Source organism: Micromonospora sp. NBC_00858 (assembly GCF_045207365.1).
Lineage (GTDB): Bacteria > Actinomycetota > Actinomycetes > Mycobacteriales > Micromonosporaceae > Micromonospora.
The window spans coordinates 2,581,000-2,596,271 of the sequence record NZ_CP108828.1; the positions used below are offsets into that span (position 1 = coordinate 2,581,000).

15 protein-coding genes and 1 pseudogene are annotated in these 15,272 nt (G+C 69.7%); 1 reads left to right on the forward strand and 15 read right to left on the reverse strand.

Annotated elements, in window-relative coordinates:
• Positions 1–64: 64 nt before the first annotated feature.
• The 3 genes from OG990_RS12135 to OG990_RS12145 form a co-directional block, all read right to left on the reverse strand.
• On the reverse strand, positions 65–883 hold the full coding sequence (locus OG990_RS12135; protein ID WP_406080461.1) for an SCO1664 family protein: 819 nt from the start codon (positions 881–883) through the stop codon (positions 65–67).
• A complete protein-coding gene (locus tag OG990_RS12140; protein WP_109819168.1) occupies positions 880–1,464 on the reverse strand; it encodes a DUF3090 domain-containing protein in 585 nt (194 codons plus the stop codon). Before OG990_RS12140 ends, OG990_RS12135 begins: the two co-directional genes overlap by 4 nt.
• A 118-nt stretch (positions 1,465–1,582) precedes the next feature.
• Positions 1,583–2,305, reverse strand: coding sequence for an MSMEG_4193 family putative phosphomutase (locus OG990_RS12145; protein ID WP_406080463.1), 723 nt, complete (start codon positions 2,303–2,305; stop codon positions 1,583–1,585).
• Positions 2,306–2,468: 163 nt separating this feature from the next.
• Here OG990_RS12145 and OG990_RS12150 point away from each other — a divergent pair, with 163 nt between their 5' ends.
• A complete protein-coding gene (locus OG990_RS12150) occupies positions 2,469–3,197 on the forward strand; it encodes a YoaK family protein (RefSeq protein WP_406080465.1) in 729 nt (242 codons plus the stop codon).
• Between the two features lie 38 nt (positions 3,198–3,235).
• Here the strand turns inward: OG990_RS12150 and OG990_RS12155 are convergent, their stop codons facing one another.
• The 12 genes and pseudogenes from OG990_RS12155 to OG990_RS12210 all read right to left on the reverse strand — a co-directional run bounded on the left by OG990_RS12155 (position 3,236) and on the right by OG990_RS12210 (position 15,184).
• Positions 3,236–4,897: an ammonium transporter gene (locus OG990_RS12155; protein WP_406080467.1), complete on the reverse strand. Its 1,662-nt coding sequence runs from the start codon at positions 4,895–4,897 to the stop codon at positions 3,236–3,238.
• 26 nt (positions 4,898–4,923) lie between these two features.
• Entirely contained in the window at positions 4,924–5,949 is a 1,026-nt protein-coding gene (gene yut / locus OG990_RS12160; protein ID WP_406080470.1) for an urea transporter, read from the reverse strand.
• Between the two features lie 19 nt (positions 5,950–5,968).
• The gene (locus OG990_RS12165) at positions 5,969–6,886 is read right to left on the reverse strand and encodes an urease accessory protein UreD (RefSeq protein ID WP_406080472.1); all 918 of its coding nucleotides are present in this window, start codon (positions 6,884–6,886) and stop codon (positions 5,969–5,971) included.
• Complete coding sequence (ureG, locus tag OG990_RS12170; RefSeq protein ID WP_355607874.1) at positions 6,883–7,512, reverse strand: urease accessory protein UreG; 630 nt, start codon at positions 7,510–7,512, stop codon at positions 6,883–6,885. Before ureG ends, OG990_RS12165 begins: the two co-directional genes overlap by 4 nt.
• Before the next feature lie 66 nt (positions 7,513–7,578).
• Positions 7,579–8,256, reverse strand: coding sequence for an urease accessory protein UreF (locus OG990_RS12175; protein WP_355607871.1), 678 nt, complete (start codon positions 8,254–8,256; stop codon positions 7,579–7,581).
• 21 nt (positions 8,257–8,277) lie between these two features.
• Positions 8,278–8,841: an urease accessory protein UreE gene (ureE, locus tag OG990_RS12180; RefSeq protein WP_406080474.1), complete on the reverse strand. Its 564-nt coding sequence runs from the start codon at positions 8,839–8,841 to the stop codon at positions 8,278–8,280.
• A 60-nt stretch (positions 8,842–8,901) separates the two neighbouring features.
• A complete protein-coding gene (locus OG990_RS12185; RefSeq protein WP_386991178.1) occupies positions 8,902–10,620 on the reverse strand; it encodes an urease subunit alpha in 1,719 nt (572 codons plus the stop codon).
• Positions 10,621–10,791: 171 nt separating this feature from the next.
• Positions 10,792–11,127 (reverse strand): annotated as a pseudogene (locus OG990_RS12190) (urease subunit beta); the annotation flags it as partial.
• Positions 11,128–11,163: 36 nt separating this feature from the next.
• Positions 11,164–11,466 (reverse strand): urease subunit gamma, encoded by a 303-nt coding sequence (locus OG990_RS12195; RefSeq protein ID WP_355607863.1) that lies wholly within the window; start codon positions 11,464–11,466, stop codon positions 11,164–11,166.
• Positions 11,467–11,657: 191 nt separating this feature from the next.
• Positions 11,658–13,103, reverse strand: a complete 1,446-nt coding sequence (locus tag OG990_RS12200) for a sugar porter family MFS transporter (protein WP_406080478.1) — start codon at positions 13,101–13,103, stop codon at positions 11,658–11,660.
• Between the two features lie 195 nt (positions 13,104–13,298).
• Positions 13,299–14,135: an undecaprenyl-diphosphate phosphatase gene (locus OG990_RS12205; RefSeq protein WP_328416961.1), complete on the reverse strand. Its 837-nt coding sequence runs from the start codon at positions 14,133–14,135 to the stop codon at positions 13,299–13,301.
• Positions 14,132–15,184 carry an LLM class F420-dependent oxidoreductase gene (locus tag OG990_RS12210; protein ID WP_406080480.1) on the reverse strand — a complete coding sequence of 351 codons (1,053 nt, stop codon included), beginning with the start codon at positions 15,182–15,184 and terminating at the stop codon, positions 14,132–14,134. Before OG990_RS12210 ends, OG990_RS12205 begins: the two co-directional genes overlap by 4 nt.
• Positions 15,185–15,272: the final 88 nt, after the last annotated feature.

The following is a 15,272-nucleotide window of genomic DNA, read 5'->3' on the forward strand; positions in this document are numbered from 1 at the left end:
CCTCAGCCTAGCCAGCCCTAAGGCGACCCCGTGCCGCCCCACGGGTGATCAAGATGACAGTGGATCACATGGGCGGCCAGGGCACCGCCGGCCAGTCCTCCGGCGGCTGCGGGAAGCGGGCGGTCTGGCGCAGCCCGTCGACGCGGGCGGCCAGCTCGGCGATCTCGCTGATCGTCAGGTGGTCGGCCAGCTCCGCGCCGAGCGCTCCGGCGACCTGCCCGGCGAGCCCGTCGAGCATCTCCACGGCATCCGCCGGCAGCTGCTTCCCGGCCCAGCCCCAGAGCACCGTGCGCAGCTTGTCCTCGACGTGGAAGCTCACCCCGTGGTCCACGCCGTAGATCCGGTCGTCGCTGCCGACGAGCACGTGGCCGCCCTTGCGGTCGGCGTTGTTGATCACCGCGTCGAGCACCGCGAGCCGGGCCAGCCGGGGGTCTTCGGCGTGCGCCAGCACGTACGCGGCGCCGTCGTCGTCACGGGCCGCGGCGATCGGGAACCAGCGCGGTGGCAGCTCCTCGGCGGGCACGAACCCGACCAGCGGCTCGGCGTCCGCCGGCTCGTCGATCCAGAGCTGGCAGGAGCCCGGGCCGAACGGGCCGTCCCGCAGCACGGTGGGTGGCACCAGGTCCCAGCCGGTGGCCCGGGACACCAGGTACGCCGAGACCTCCCGGCCCGCGAGGGTGCCGTCCGGGAAGTCCCAGAGTGGGCGCTCGCCACGGACCGGCTTGTAGACGCAGCGGGCGGAGAGCCCGTCCAGCGTCAGGATGCCGCGGAGGGTGGTGTTCGACGCGTCGACCAACCGCCCCTCCAGGTCGAGCGTGCCGTCGCGCAACAGTCGCAGCGCGGCGTCGCCGTCCTGGCGAGGCTGGAGGCCGGACGAGGTCACCGGTGATAACCGTTGTGCCGCGGGCAGAGGTGCCCGGCGGGGTCCAACGGCTGGCCGCAGAGCGGGCACGGAGGCCGGCCCGCGTTCACGACTCGCCGGGCCCGCTCGATGAACTGGCGGGTGGCCTGCGGGGTGAGCCGAACCCGGAGCCGGTCCAGGTCCTCGTCGGGCTCGTCGTCCTCGTCGTCGTCCTCGTCCTCGTCGTCCTCGTCGCCCAGCTCGACTTCGGCTTCCACCTCGCCTGCGGCGATCGCCTCGATCACCACGGTCGCGGTGTCCACGTCGAAGGCCAGCCCGAGGGTCCCGACCCGGAACTCCTCGTCGACCGGAGTGTCCAGTGGCTCGTTGTCGCCCACGACCGGCGCCAGCTCGGGCAGGTCCACCCCGAAGCGCCGTTGCGCCTCGGTGAGTAGCTCCTCCAGCTTCTCGGCGAGCAGGGACACCTGGACCTTCTCCAGCGCGACGCTGACCAGCCGGCCGCCGCCACGGGCCTGCAGGAAGAACGTGCGCTCCCCCGGCGGCCCGACGGTCCCGGCGACGAACCGCTCCGGCGGTTCGAAGGCGTGCACCTGGTGGGTCATACCCACGACCCTATCCGGCCCGCCATGGCATCGCGCACCCCACCGACGCGAATCACCGCGCGGCCCGCCGCGCCCGGCGCACCGGGCCTCGCACCCGGGCGTGGCGGACGCCGGCCGGTCACCGGCCCGCCCCCGCGCCGCCGCCGACCGGCGCGTCGGAGTCGGCCGCGCCGGCCGCCCGCGCCGCCCGGCGGCGCCGCTTGCTCGGCGGCGGCACCAACCCGGCCAGGTCGCCCCCGGTGTCGTTGAGCCGCACCAGGAACGGCCGCAGCGTGGTGTACCGGATCGCCGTCACCGACGCCGGGTCGGCCACGATCCGCTGAAAAAGATCCAGGTGTACGCCGAGTGCGTCGGCCACGATCGCCTTGATCACGTCGCCGTGGCTGCAGGCCAACCAGATTGCCTCCGGACCGTGCTCGGCCGTGACCCGGGCGTCCCAGGTCCGCACCGCCGCGACCGCCCGTGCCGCCATCGCCGCCATCGCCTCCCCCTCCGGGAAGACCGCGGCGCTCGGGTGCTGCTGGACGACCGGCCAGAGCGCCTCCTTGGCCAGTTTCTTCAGTGGCTGACCCTCCCAGGCTCCGTAGCCGCACTCGATCAGCCCCTCCTCTACCACCGGGGCCGCCTCGGGCAGCGCCAGCTCCATGGTCTGCCGGCACCGGATGAGCGGGCTGGTCACCACCGCCGCAAGCGGCACCGGCCGCAGCCGCTCGCCGACCGCGGCCGCCTGGGCCCGGCCCGTCTCGTCCAACTCGACCGGCTGGCGGCCGGCCAGGCCGCCGTCCGCGTTCGCGGTCGTCCGGCCGTGTCGCAGAAGCAGAAGGGTCGCCACGGAGACCACCCTATGACCTGCGCCCGACCGGGGGCGCCGCCCTCCGGCGTGCGCCATGTCCGCGCCGCCCGGTGCCGTCTCGGCGCGAAAACGACAGGAGGCGCCAACACACCGGTAAAATACCTAATGCCTGGCTTGTCCGGGTCCTCGCCTGGAGGGTGTGTGGACTGCGATGGGGGACTCGGCATCCGCGCGGCCCTCGATCACGTCGGACCCGCAGGACGTGTACCGGGAGTTCCGGCACCCGATCCTGGTCCTCGCCGTCACCACCGGCATCGCCGGCTTCGTGGACGCCTTCGCCTTCCTGCGCTACGGCGCATTCGTCGCCAACCAGTCGGGCAACGCCGTCCTCCTGGGCATCGGCCTGGCCGGAAGACACGCCGCCTGGCCCGAGTCCGCGGCCTCACTGATCGCGTTCGCCGCCGGGACGGGCGTGGTCTCACAGGTACGAGCGGCACGGAGCCGGTGGTCGCCGTCCTTCCGGGGGCTCGCCTGCGCCGTGGTCACGATGGCGCTCTGGGCGGCGCTCAACGCCCTGCTCCACCACGGTCGGCAGGGCGGGCTGCCACGGATCGCGCTGGCCGCCGCCGGCGGCTTCGCCATGGGCGCGCTGGCGACACTGTTCGTCCGCACCGCCGGGATCGCCACCGCCATCACCTACCAGTCGGGCACGGTGGCGAAGATCGGCGAACGCATCGAGCGGTGGCTCGCCGGGCCGGGCACCGGCCGGCGGCGGGCCAGACAGGGCACCTTCCTCGGGCTCCTGGCACTGACCTGCTACGCCGCCGGCGGTGGCCTCGGAACGGTGGCGCAGGGACAACCGCTCTGGGTGCCGGCCTGGGGGGCGCTCGCCCTGTCCACCCTGTCGCTCCTGGTCCGCTCCGGGCGGTCCGCGAGGTGATGGAGGCTGGCATCGCCCGCGTACCGACGTGCACCGGCTCAGCGCACGTCCGTCGCGAGTTGGACGTCCTGCACGAAGCACTCCGACCGCTCGGCGCCGTACCGGCCCAGCACGTCCAGCACCGCGGACACCGCCTCGCGCTCCACCACCACCTCGACCCGCGCCCGGCCCACGAGATCCTGGTCCTGCCAGTAGCCCCGGGGCAGCGATCGGGCGGTCGGTTCGGCGGTGGAGACCGTGGCGTCGAAGACCACGATGGAGGTGGCTCCCGCTTCGACCAGGGCATCTCGTAGCTGCCGCGTGGTCGGCAGCAGCGTCGGATCGACCGTCGCGGTGACCAGCCGGGGGTTCTGGACCGGCCGGGCGGGTCGTTCGGCGCCGCGCTCCCGTCCAGGCTGGCGCCGGCGCTGCGGTGCGCCGATGCCGTTGAGACCTGCCACGCCACCCAGGTGGTACGCGTCGGCGTCCTGCTGGGCATGGTCGAGGTTGTCCTGCACCTCGGCGGGGGCACGGAGCCCGATGACGGCCTGCACGGCGGCGGCGATCGCCCAACTGAGCACGAAGGAGAAGACCACCACGCTGACCACGCCGACGATCTGGTGCCAGAGCAGGGATCCGCCGCCGCCGAAGAAGAGACCGTCCTTGCCGAGCGGGTTGACGCCGCTGTCGCCGAAGAAGCCGACCAGCAGCGAGCCGAGCATGCCGCCGACGAAGTGGACCGCGAGGACGTCCAGCGCGTCGTCGAGCCGGAGCAGGTACTTCAACCGCAGCGCGAAGTGGCAGACGATTCCGGCGATCGCTCCGATGGCGATGGCGGAGATCGCGTTGACGTACCCGGCGGCGGGGGTGACCGTCGCGAGCCCCGCTACGGCACCGGAGACGCCGCCCACCACGGTGCTGTGGCCGTCCTTCACCCGCTCGGCCACCAGCCAGACGAGCATGCCGGCCGCGGCCGCGAGATGGGTGTTGATCACCGCCTGGGCGGCCAGCCCGTTGGCCTGGAGTCCGTCCCCGCCGTTGAAACCGAACCAACCGAACCAGAGGATGCCGGCCCCGAGGATGGTCAGCGGGATCGAGTTGGGCGGGGAGGCGGTCCGTGGCCAACCACGGCGGCGCCCGACGACCAGCAACGTGCCCAGCACGGCGGCTCCCGCCGAGGCGTGGACCACCATCCCACCGGCCCAGTCCTGGGTGCCGAACCGGGCAAGCCAGCCGTCGGGGTGCCAGAGCCAGTGCGCGACCGGTGCGTAGACCACGATGGACCAGATCGCCAGGAAGGCGACCCAGCCGGCGAACTTCAACCGGCCGGCCGTGGCCCCGGTGACGAGCGCTGGGGTGATCACCGCGAACATCATCTGGTAGGCGACGAACGCCAGGGTCGGAATGGTCACCTGGCCGGCGACCACGTGCAGGTGTGGCGCGGGCGGGACCTTGAGATCGGTCAGGCCGAAGAGTTCGAGGTTACCGAAGAGGCCGGTGCCGGCGTCGTCGCCGAAGGCGATGGTGTAGCCCACCAGCACCCAGGTCAGGCTGACGACCCCCAGCGCGATGATGTTCTGCTGCAGCATCGCGAGCACGTTGCGGGTGCGGACCATTCCGCCGTAGAAGGCAGCCAGGCCGGGGGTCATGAACAACACGAGGCCGGTGCACACCAGCACCCAGGCGGTGTCGCCCGGGTTCACCGCGTCCTGAGCGAGCACGGAGCTCACCTCTCCTCTCGGTACGGTCAGACGGAGCGCTGCACCGTCGAGACGACGGTCTCCTTGGCGCGTTCGTGATTGGGCACCGGCGCGAAGTGCCGCTTGGGCAGCAGCAGCAACCAGGTGGCGATGTTGAACGGCCCGGTCAGCACAGGGATGGCCAGCGGGGTGAGGACGGTCGCCAGGGCCATCTGGACGAAGAGCGTCAACGCGATCCCGAAGAGGGTGTAGACGGTCACCAGCGCGCCGGGGCGGTGCAGCACCGCGCCCACGGCGATCGCCGTCAACACCGCGTTGAAGCCGAACAGGCCCTTGTCCAGCGAGGTCGCGTCGGCGCCGAACCAGAGCGCCAGCAGGGTCGCGCCGACGGCGCCGACCACCGCGAAGAGCGCCGACCAGCGGGAGTTGACCAGCAGCGCGACCAGGATGATCAACCCGCTGACCCAACTGTTGGTCAGATAGACCTGGGACACTCCGCGGAGAAAGGTGGGGACGAGGTCCCAGTCGAAGCGGCCACCGACCAGCGGCCCCTCACCGGGAAACATCGGCTTCAGGTTGGTCAGCACGGTGAACCGGTCGAACTGGTACGCGGCCAACAGCAGCACCCAGGTGGTCAGCACGAACGGCATCGTGAACGCGGTCAGGCCCCAGGTCTTGAAGATCGCGTTCAGGGCCAGGGTGACCACCGTCGTGGCCGCCGCGCCGAGCACCAGGTAGAGCCACATGAGCGGCCGGTCATCGAGAAATGTCGGGACGGCGATCCCGGTCAGCAGCGGGCTGAAGCCGAACAGCCCCTTCCGCAACGAGGCATTGTCCACCCGGAGGGCGACGGCCGTGGCGGTGCCGACGACGAGACCGAGGACCGCTCCCCCGAAGATCCGTGGTTGCCCGTTCTCGAACGCCCCCCAGGCCACCGCGACGAGGATGAGCAGGCCGGTGAGCGGGTTGTTCTGCAGCACGACCTGTGCGGCGCCCCGCAGGCAGGCGTCGACGAACCCGACCAACGGGTTGCGGTCACCCAGCCTGTCCCAACCCTCGGTCACGCTCGTCACGGCAGTCTCCTTCGCTGCGTCATCGCCAGCTGAACGCTGGCGGGAAGGTCCGCCCGGTCACCTCTTCGCGGGCGGCCACGCAGAAGGCGCGTACGGCGGCACGAACCGGCTCCGTCTCCTGCCCCAGGACCTTGAAGATGAGCCCCGCGTCGTTCGGCAGCCGACTGACGGCGCTGGTCAGCGGCGTCGCCTCGTCCCAGACCGGTGTCGAGGTCCGGTCGAAGACGCGGGCGGCCCGCTCGGGGTTGGTGAGCAGCACGACGTTGCCGAAGATGTGGAAGCGATCCATGACCCCGACCCGCGCCACCGGGAACTGCCCGGGGGTCACCACGAACTTCTCCACGAACAACTGCCGGCCGTCGGGTCGCTCCGCGCGCAGCGAACAGGAGAAGAGGTCGTAGGCGAAGAGTTCGCCGTCGCGGTAGTACTTCCGGCCGGGCTGTAGGACTTCGCCGTAGAGCATGGTGGCGCTCTCCGGCAGCCGCACCTGGGTGTCGGTGATGAACCGGCTGCCCCGGTACGGGATCACCGGCTCCGGAAGGAACTCGAGGTAGGCGTCCTCGGAGAGGGTGAACCGCTGGATCTGCGAGCCGTAGTTCGCGTCCATCTCCTGGATCTTGGTGGCGGCCTGGGTCACCAGGTGCGCCTGGCTGCCGGGTGCCAGGTCGACGTCCATCCGCAGGCGGTCGCCCTGCAGCACGCCGCCGGAGGTGGTGAGGATCATGACGCAGGGCAGCTCCGGCATCTCCTCGTCCCAGTAGAGCGCCCGCTGGACCAGCAGCGGTGACTGCCGGTAGAGATCGTGCAGGATCGTCCGGTCTCCGCGTCGCTCGAACCCGAGGCGCAGCACACCGACCTTGCCATTGGACGCGGCGGGCAACTGGGCCGGTTGGTCCTGGTACGGCTCCAGTTCCCGCGCACTGTCCAATGTGATCATGCGACCACTTCGGCGTCGAAGAGGGCGTTGCGGCGGATCAGCGAGACGAGCTCGTCGATGCCCTCGCCCGTCTTGCAGTTGGTGAACACGACCGGCTTGCCGTTGCGCATCATGTCGGCGTCGCGCGCCATGACGTCGAGATCGGCGTCCACGTAGGGCGCGAGATCGGTCTTGTTGATGACGAGGATGTCGGACTTGGAGATCCCCGGGCCGTTCTTCCGCGGGATCTTGTCGCCGGCCGCGACGTCGATGACGTAGATGAAGTAGTCGACCAGCGCGGGGCTGAACGTGAGGGTGAGGTTGTCCCCGCCGCTCTCGATCAGCACCACGTCGCTGTCCGGGAACCGGGACTCCATGTCCTCCACGGCGGCCAGGTTCATGCTCGGGTCCTCCCGCACGGCCGTGTGCGGGCAGGCCCCGGTCTCCACCCCGAGGATCCGTTCCTCCACCAGGACCCCGGTCAGGGCGCGTCGTACGTGCTTCGCGTCCTCCGTGGTGACGACGTCGTTCGTGATCACCAGTACACGCAGTCCGTTGTCCACGAAACGGGGCACGACAGCCTCGATGATCGCGGTCTTACCGCTGCCCACCGGGCCGCCGACGCCGATACGACTTGCCGACTTCATGATGTGACCTGTCCTTCTGGGAGACGTTTTCAGGTTCGGGAAGGTGTGGATCGCGGAAGTCGGCTCTCAGCTCATGAACATCCGCACGTGGACGTGCTGGTGCGCGGCGGCCAGGACATCGGTATGGGGCCCGAAGGTCTGCATATCGTCGAGGTCCGCGGTGCGTACGTCGCGGTAGTCGTCGGTGACCTTCTCGTTGACCGCGAAGAGGATCGACTGCGCGTCGAGGTGGTCGACCCGCATCAACCGGATCGCGGCACTGAGCACCGTCGAGGCCGCGCCGTACTGGTGGGCCGCGAAAGCGTCCTCTTCGGGCACCCCGAGGTCGGCGAAGACCACCCCGAGCGCGACCGGATAGGTGACCGGCGCGCCGGTCGCCGACTCGCTGAGCCGCTTCTTGAGCAGGGTCTCCCCGACGATCCGGGTCGCGGCTTCGGCCAGCTTGCGCCCCATGCGTACGGACATGATCCGCATCTCTTCGTTGATCTTGCGCAGGTGGACGGCTTCGTCCGCGCGCCGGATCCGGTCAAGGTCCCCGTTGGTGGCGGCACGGTGCCCGACGAGCAGGGCGACACCGTCCCCGGTGGCGGCGAGCCGGGTGACCGTCCGGACGTAGTCCTGGAGGGTCGTCCGGTCGTGGACCACGCCGTGTTGGACGGCCATCTCCAGGCCGTTGGAGAAGGAGAAGGCGCCGACTGGGAAGACCGAGTCGCCGAACTGCAACAGCTTCAGGGTTTCGTCCATGGTGCGCACGTCCGGCCCCATTCAGTTGAGGTCGGCGGAGAGATGGGAGTGCGGCGTCGAGTCGGCGCCACCGAACAACCGCCGCGACTCGTGCGGCGCGAGATACGCGATGACCTCGGTGCCGGGGACGAACTCGTGGGTGATCCCGGTGAACGCGTGGGTGCGCATCACCGAGTCCATGACCTTGCGGTCCACGGTCAGCGGGACGTACATCCTGGTGCCCTTGACCACGGCTGGCCAGTGCTGGTTGCCGATGGCGTGACCGAGTTCGACGGCCGAGCGGATGAGCAGCTCGGCCGACTCGCCGCGCAACTTGTCGAGGTGGACCACCATCACCTCGCCCAACTGCACCCGGGCCACCACCGCCGTGGCAGTCAGGTCGTCCCAGGCGAGGACATCGCCGTCGCGCAGCCGGACGCCACGTGCCAACGCGACCGACAGCTCCGCCCCGGAACTGGTCATCTTGCGGATGCGGCTCTTCTGGGCGTCCCACTGGTCGAGGACCAGGTCGTCGATGCGCGCTTCCCGGAGGCGGAGCGTCCAGTCCGGCTCGTTCATGTTGCCCAGCACCGTCTCAACGAGCACGGGCCTCTCCTTTCGGTCGGTGTGCCGGGACCAGGCGGGGGCGAGACGGTCCCGACGGTGTCAGCTGAAGAAGTAGAGCTGGCTCAGGGGCAGAGTCCTGGCCGGTGGCACGGTCGCGTGGACGCCGTCCATCTTCACGGCGAAGGTCTCCGGATCGACTTCGAGCTTCGGAGTCCGGTCGTTGCGGACCATGTCCCGCTTGGTGAGGCCCCGGGTCCGGTACACGGGCATGACCTGCCGTTGCAGGCCGAGCTGCTCGGCGACGCCGGACTCGTGCGCGGCCCGGGACACGAAGGTCACGCAGGTCTTGGCGAGCTGGCTGCCGAACGCGGCGAACGACGGCCGGTAGTAGACCGGCTGCGGCGTCGGCAGCGAGGCGTTCGGGTCACCCATGATCGACCAGGCGATCATGCCGCCCTTGAGGACCAGCTTCGGCTTCGTACCGAAGAAGGCCGGCTCCCAGAGCACGAGATCGGCCATCTTGCCCGGCGTGACCGAGCCCAGCACGTGCGAGATCCCCTGGGTGATCGCCGGGTTGATGGTCATCTTGGCCACGTACCGCAGCACCCGGAAGTTGTCGTTGGCGCTGGAGTCCTCGGCGAGCTTGCCGCGGACCGTCTTCATCTGCCCGGCGAGCTGGATGGTCCGCAGCCAGGTCTCGCCCACCCGCCCCATGGCCTGCGAGTCGCTCTGCATCATCGAGATGACGCCCTCGTCGAGCAGGACGTCCTCGGCCGCGATCGTCTCCGTCCGGATCCGGCTCTCCACGAAGGCCACATCCGAGGGGACCTGCGGGTTGAAGTTGTGGCAGACCATGATCATGTCGTACAGCTCGGACTGGCTGTTGATGCCGTAGGGCACCGTCGGCGTGGTCGAGCTGGGCAGCACGTTCATCTGGCTGGCGATCTTGATGACGTCCGGTGCGTGTCCACCACCGGCGCCCTCGGTGTGGAAGGTGTGGATCGTCCGACCCTCGAACGCGGCGATGCTGTCCTCGAGGTAGCCGCTCTCGTTGAGGGTGTCCGTGTGGATGCTGACCTGCACGTCGAATTCGTCGGCGACGTCCAGGCAGGCCCGGATCACCGCCGGCGGCGCACCCCAGTCCTCATGGATCTTGAAGCTCGGCGCGCCGGCCATGATCTGTTCCACCAGCGGCGCGCGGCCGGTGCTGTTGCCCTTCGCCATCAGGCCGATGTTGATCGGAATGGTCTCGAACGCCCGCATCATCGCGTGGATGTTCCACGGACCGGGGGTGATGGTGACGCCGTTGGTGCTGTCGGTCGGGCCGGTGCCGCCTCCCCACAGGGTGGTCACGCCGTTGCTCAGGGCGGCGTACGCCTGGAACGGGGTCACCAGGTGCACGTGCGTGTCGATGCCCCCGGCGGTCAGGATGAGGTGCTCGCCGGAGATCGCCTCGGTGCCCGGACCGGTCACCAGCTCGGGGGTGACCCCGTCCATGATGTTCGGGTTGCCCGCCTTGCCGATGCCAGCGATCTTGCCGTCCTTGACACCGACGTCGGCCTTGATCACGCCGAGAGTCGCGTCGACGACGGTCACGTTCGTGATGACCAGATCCAGGCCACCCTGGGCGTTGGTGTACTGGTTGTTGACCCCCATGCCGTCGCGCAGCGTCTTGCCTCCGCCGTACATCACCTCATCGCCGAGGACCCGGAGATCCTTCTCGATCTCGATGTGCAGGTCGGTGTCGCCGAGCCTGATCTGGTCGCCCGTCGTGGGGCCGTACATCCCGGAATACTCTTGCCGCGAAATCTGGCTCATCGAATCATCTCTCCTGCCCGAGGCTGGCAGCCCTGCGGGATAGTCGATCTACTGTTTCTTGCCCTTGGGGTTGTCCTGCTCCGGGCCGAACTTGAAGCCCCGGGTCTTGGCGTTGTGGATCGCCTCGGTCCGGTCCGGCCGGTAGCTGGGAGTCGACTCGCTGCCGGTCCACCCCTGCACCAGGCCGTTGAACCCGTACACGCGCTGCTGGCCGCCGAAGGGAATGAGCTGCACCGTCTTCTTGTCGCCCGGCTCGAAGCGGATGGATGTCGTCGCCGGGATGTTCAGCCGCCTCCCGAAGGCCGCCTCGCGGTCGAAGGCGAGCATCCGGTTGGCCTCGAAGAAGTGGAAGTGTGAACCGATCTGGATCGGCCGGTCACCGGTGTTCTGGACGACGACTTCGGTGACCGGCCGACCCGCGTTCAGCTCCAGCGGCTGGTCGCTCAGCACGTAGCCGCCGATGGGTCGCACGTGCTTCGAGTTGGGGCCGGGATGCTGCTTGGCCATGTCCTGCTCCGCCTTCCTGGAGATCGCGTCCTGCGCCTATCGGATCGGTGAGTGCACCGTGACCAGTCGCGAGCCGTCGGTGAAAACCGCCTCGACCTGGATCATGGGCAGCATGTCCGGCACGCCCGGCATCACGTCGTCGGCGCTGAGCGTGCTGCGCGCCTCGTTCATGACCTCTTCGACGGTCTTGCCGTCCCGGGCACCCTCCAGCGCGGCGGCGCAGATCACCGCGACGGCCTCGGGGTGGTTGAGCTTGACCCCCCTGGCCTTCCGGGCGTTGGCGACGATGGCCATCGAGAGAATCGTCAGCTTGTCGAATTCCTTCGGTGTCAGATGCACTGTCCTGGTCCTTCGCGACTGTCGGTCGGGAGCCGCCAGGCCGCCGAGCGGACTCGCCACAGGGCGAGCGCTGACACTCGACCCAATATGGCCTTCTTTGTCCGAGAGACCCGTTATGGGCGGCTTCGGATCGAACGTACGCTTCAGCCCTGCGCCGCGGGTCAGAAGCCGAGAATCGCGCCCGCCGTCGTTCAGGCAGACCGGTCGTCGGCCCGGTGCGGGCGACGACCACGACCGGTCTGCCACATCTGTTGGATCTCTTCGAGGGTCCTGCCCTTCGTCTCCGGCAGGTATCGCCAGATGAACAGGAAGCCGAGCACACAGGTGCCGGCGAAGAGCGCGAACACACCCGACCTCCCCAGGGCATCGAGCATGCTCAGGAAGAACTGCGTGACGAGGTACTCGGTGCCCCAGTGCGTAGCGGAGGCGATCGCCACGCACCGGCCTCGGATGCGACCCGGGAAGATCTCGTTGATGACAGTCCAGGCGGTCGGTCCGATCGACATGGCGTAGAACGCCACGAACATGACCACGCCGACCAGCAGGAAGATGCCCGCGTCGGTGGGATGGTGCCCCGTCGCTCCGGCCGTCTGCGCCGCCGGGTCCATCTTCGCGAAGCTGACGCTGACCACCGCGAGCGAGACCGCCATGCCCAGCAGCCCGACCAGCAGCAGCGGCCGACGACCGAGCCGATCCAGAAAGGCGACCGCGACCAGCGTGAAGAGGGAGTCGACGCCGCCGATCGCCCAGGTGGTCGCGGCCAGTTGCGCCTGCGGGGTGTGGAACCCGGCGGCCGAGAAGATCGGGTCCGCGTAGTAGATGATCCCGTTGATCCCGGTCAGTTGTTGGAACAGGGCCAGGCCGACACCGAGCGCCAACGGGCGCCGCCACCGTGTCGAAAGCACCTCCCGCCAGCCCGCCTTGCCGGCCGTGAGGCTCTCCTCGATGGCGTGCAGCCGCTGGGACACCTTCTGCTCCGGGACGGTCGCCTTCAGCGACGCCTCCGCCCGGCGCTTGTCCCCCCGTCCGAAGTACCAGACGGCCGAGTCGGGGATCACGGTGGTGACCAGGGCGAGGGCCACCCCCAGCAGCATCGCCGCCCCCAACAGGTAACGCCAGGAGGTGCCCGCCTCGAACAGTTCGTCGGCCAGGTAGCCGATGAAGATGGCGAAGGTGGTGGAGAACTGGTAGACCGCCAGGAGGCTGCCGCGGATCCGTTCCGGCGCGGCCTCCGCCGCGTACATCGGCCCGGCGACCGAGGCCACCCCGATGCCCACCCCGAGGATCAACCGCGCACCGAACATGACCCCGATCACGGGCGCGGACGCCTGCAGGACCGTGCCCACCGCGAACGTGGCGGCGGCGACCCAGAGTGCTCCCCGGCGACCGATCCGGTCCGCGAGGTGACCACCGAGCAGCGCGCCCATCAGCGCCCCGGGGGTCACCCAGCTCGCGGCCACCTCGACGGCGAAGGTGTTCGCGTGGAAGGTCTGGCGGATGTCCCGGAGCGCCCCGCTGATGACGCCCTGGTCGTAGCCGAAGAACGCGCCGGAGAGCACGACGATCGAGACGACCGCGACGAGGTTGCGTCTCGGTGGCCTCCCCCGCCCGCGCGTCCCGCCGGCGCTGGCAGTCACGGTCGCCCCCCTCTGACGCGAGCCACCGGCAGGTCCCATCCGGGAGACAGCCCGATATCGAGAGGATAGGTGCGCTAGATCTGACTTGTGTCGAATGACCGAAAGGCCGGGTACGGTCACGGCTGCCGGCCCCGACACGGACCGGCCCCCGTTCCCTCTGCGGGGACGGGGGCCGGAGCCACGACTACTGCTGGATCAGGTGGCGCTGATGGTGCCCGTCATCAGCAACGCGAGCACCAGAGTGCCCAGCGCGACCCGGTACAGCACGAAGACGTACAGGGTGTGGTGGGCGACGTAGCGCAGCAGCCAGGCGATGGCCGCGTAGCCGATGCCGAACGCGATCACCGTCGCCACGATCATCTGAGCGACGGAGGGCGCGGACGTGCCCGGGGCGGACGGCTCGAAGACGTCCCCGAGGCTGAACACGCCGGACATCACCACCGCCGGGATGGCCAGCAGGAACGAGTACCGCGCCGCCGCCTCCCGGGTCAGGTTGAGCAGCAACCCGGCGGTGAGCGTGCCCCCGGAGCGGGACACCCCCGGGATCAGCGCCATGGCCTGGGCGAAGCCCATCACCACGCCGTCCTTGAGCCGGAAGTTCTCCAGGGTGCGGGTCTGCCGCCCCCAGTACTCGGCGAACGCCAGCACGAACGCGAACACGATCAGCGTGGTCGCCACCACCCACAGGTTGCGCCCGGCCGTCTTGATCTGGTCCTTGAACAGGAAGCCGAGAAGCCCGATCGGGATCGAGCCGACGATGACGTACCAGCCCATCCGGTAGTCGAGGCTGGAACGGACCGACTTGTCCCTGATGCCGACCAGCCAGGTCCGGGTGATCCGCCAGATGTCCTTGGCGAAGTAGATCAGCACGGCCGCCTCGGTGCCGAGCTGGGTGACCGCGGTGAACGACGCCCCGGCGTCGCGGTCGAAGAAGATCGCCGAGGTGATCCGCAGATGCCCCGACGAGCTGACCGGAAGGAACTCCGTCAGGCCCTGGACGATGCCCAGGACGATGGCCTCGACCCAGGTCACTCGCCGACTCCCGAGAGGTCGAGCGCCTCGGCGACGGTACGCAGCGTCTGCACGCCGCTGTCCCGGTCGGCCACGAACAGGGTCACCGACAGGGTGGTGACGCCCGCGGCGGCGTACTCCCGCATCCGCTCGGCGATGCGCTCCTTCGGGCCGAGCAGCGAGGTGCGGTCGATGAACTCCATCGGCACCGCCGCGGCCGCGTCGCGCTGCCGCTTGGCCAGGTACAGGTCCTGCACCTCGCGGGCGGCGTCGCCGTAGCCCATCCGGGTGGCGAGCTGGTTGTAGAAGTTCTGCTGCCGGCTGCCCATCCCGCCGACGTACAGCGCGGCGTACCAGCGGACCAGCTCGGCGCAGGACGCCACGTCGTCGCCCACGACCACCGGCACCGAGGGCACCACGTCGAAGCCGGCCAGTTCCTTGCCGACCTTGGCCCGCCCGGCGGTGACCGAGGCGAGCTGCTCATCGGCGAACTCGGGCGCGTAGAACACGGCCAGCCAGCCGTCGGCGATCTCGCCGGCCAGCTCCAGGTTCTTCGGGCCGACCGCGGCCAGGTAGATCGGGATGTGCTCGCGGGGCGGGTGGAAGCCCAGCCGCAGCGCCTTGCCGGGGCCGTCCGGCAGCGGCAGTGTGTAGTGCTCGCCGTCGTACGCCACCTCCTTCCGGGCGATGGCCAGCTTGACGATGTCCACGAACTCGCGGGTCCGGGCGAGGGGCTTGGCGAAGCGCACACCGTGCCAGCCCTCGGAGACCTGCGGGCCGGAGACACCCAGGCCGAGCCGGAACCGGCCGCCGGAGAGCGCGTCGATGGTGGCCGCCGTCATCGCGGTGGCCGCCGGCGTACGAGCGGGGATCTGCATCACCGCGGCGCCCACGTCGATCCGTTCGGTCTGGCCGGCCATCCAGGCGAGCATGCTGGGCGAGTCGGAGCCGTAGGCCTCCGCCGCCCACACCACCGAGTAGCCGAGCCGGTCCGCTTCCTGGGCCAGCGCCAGGTGGTCTGCTGGCGTGCTCCACGCCGTCTGGTAGCCGAGGCTGAGCCCGAGTCGCAATGGTCCTCCCCCATTCGTGGCACAGGTCGCACCAGGTTACGCAATGCCGATAACAGACCCGATCACCGGCTCGACACCAATGATCCCT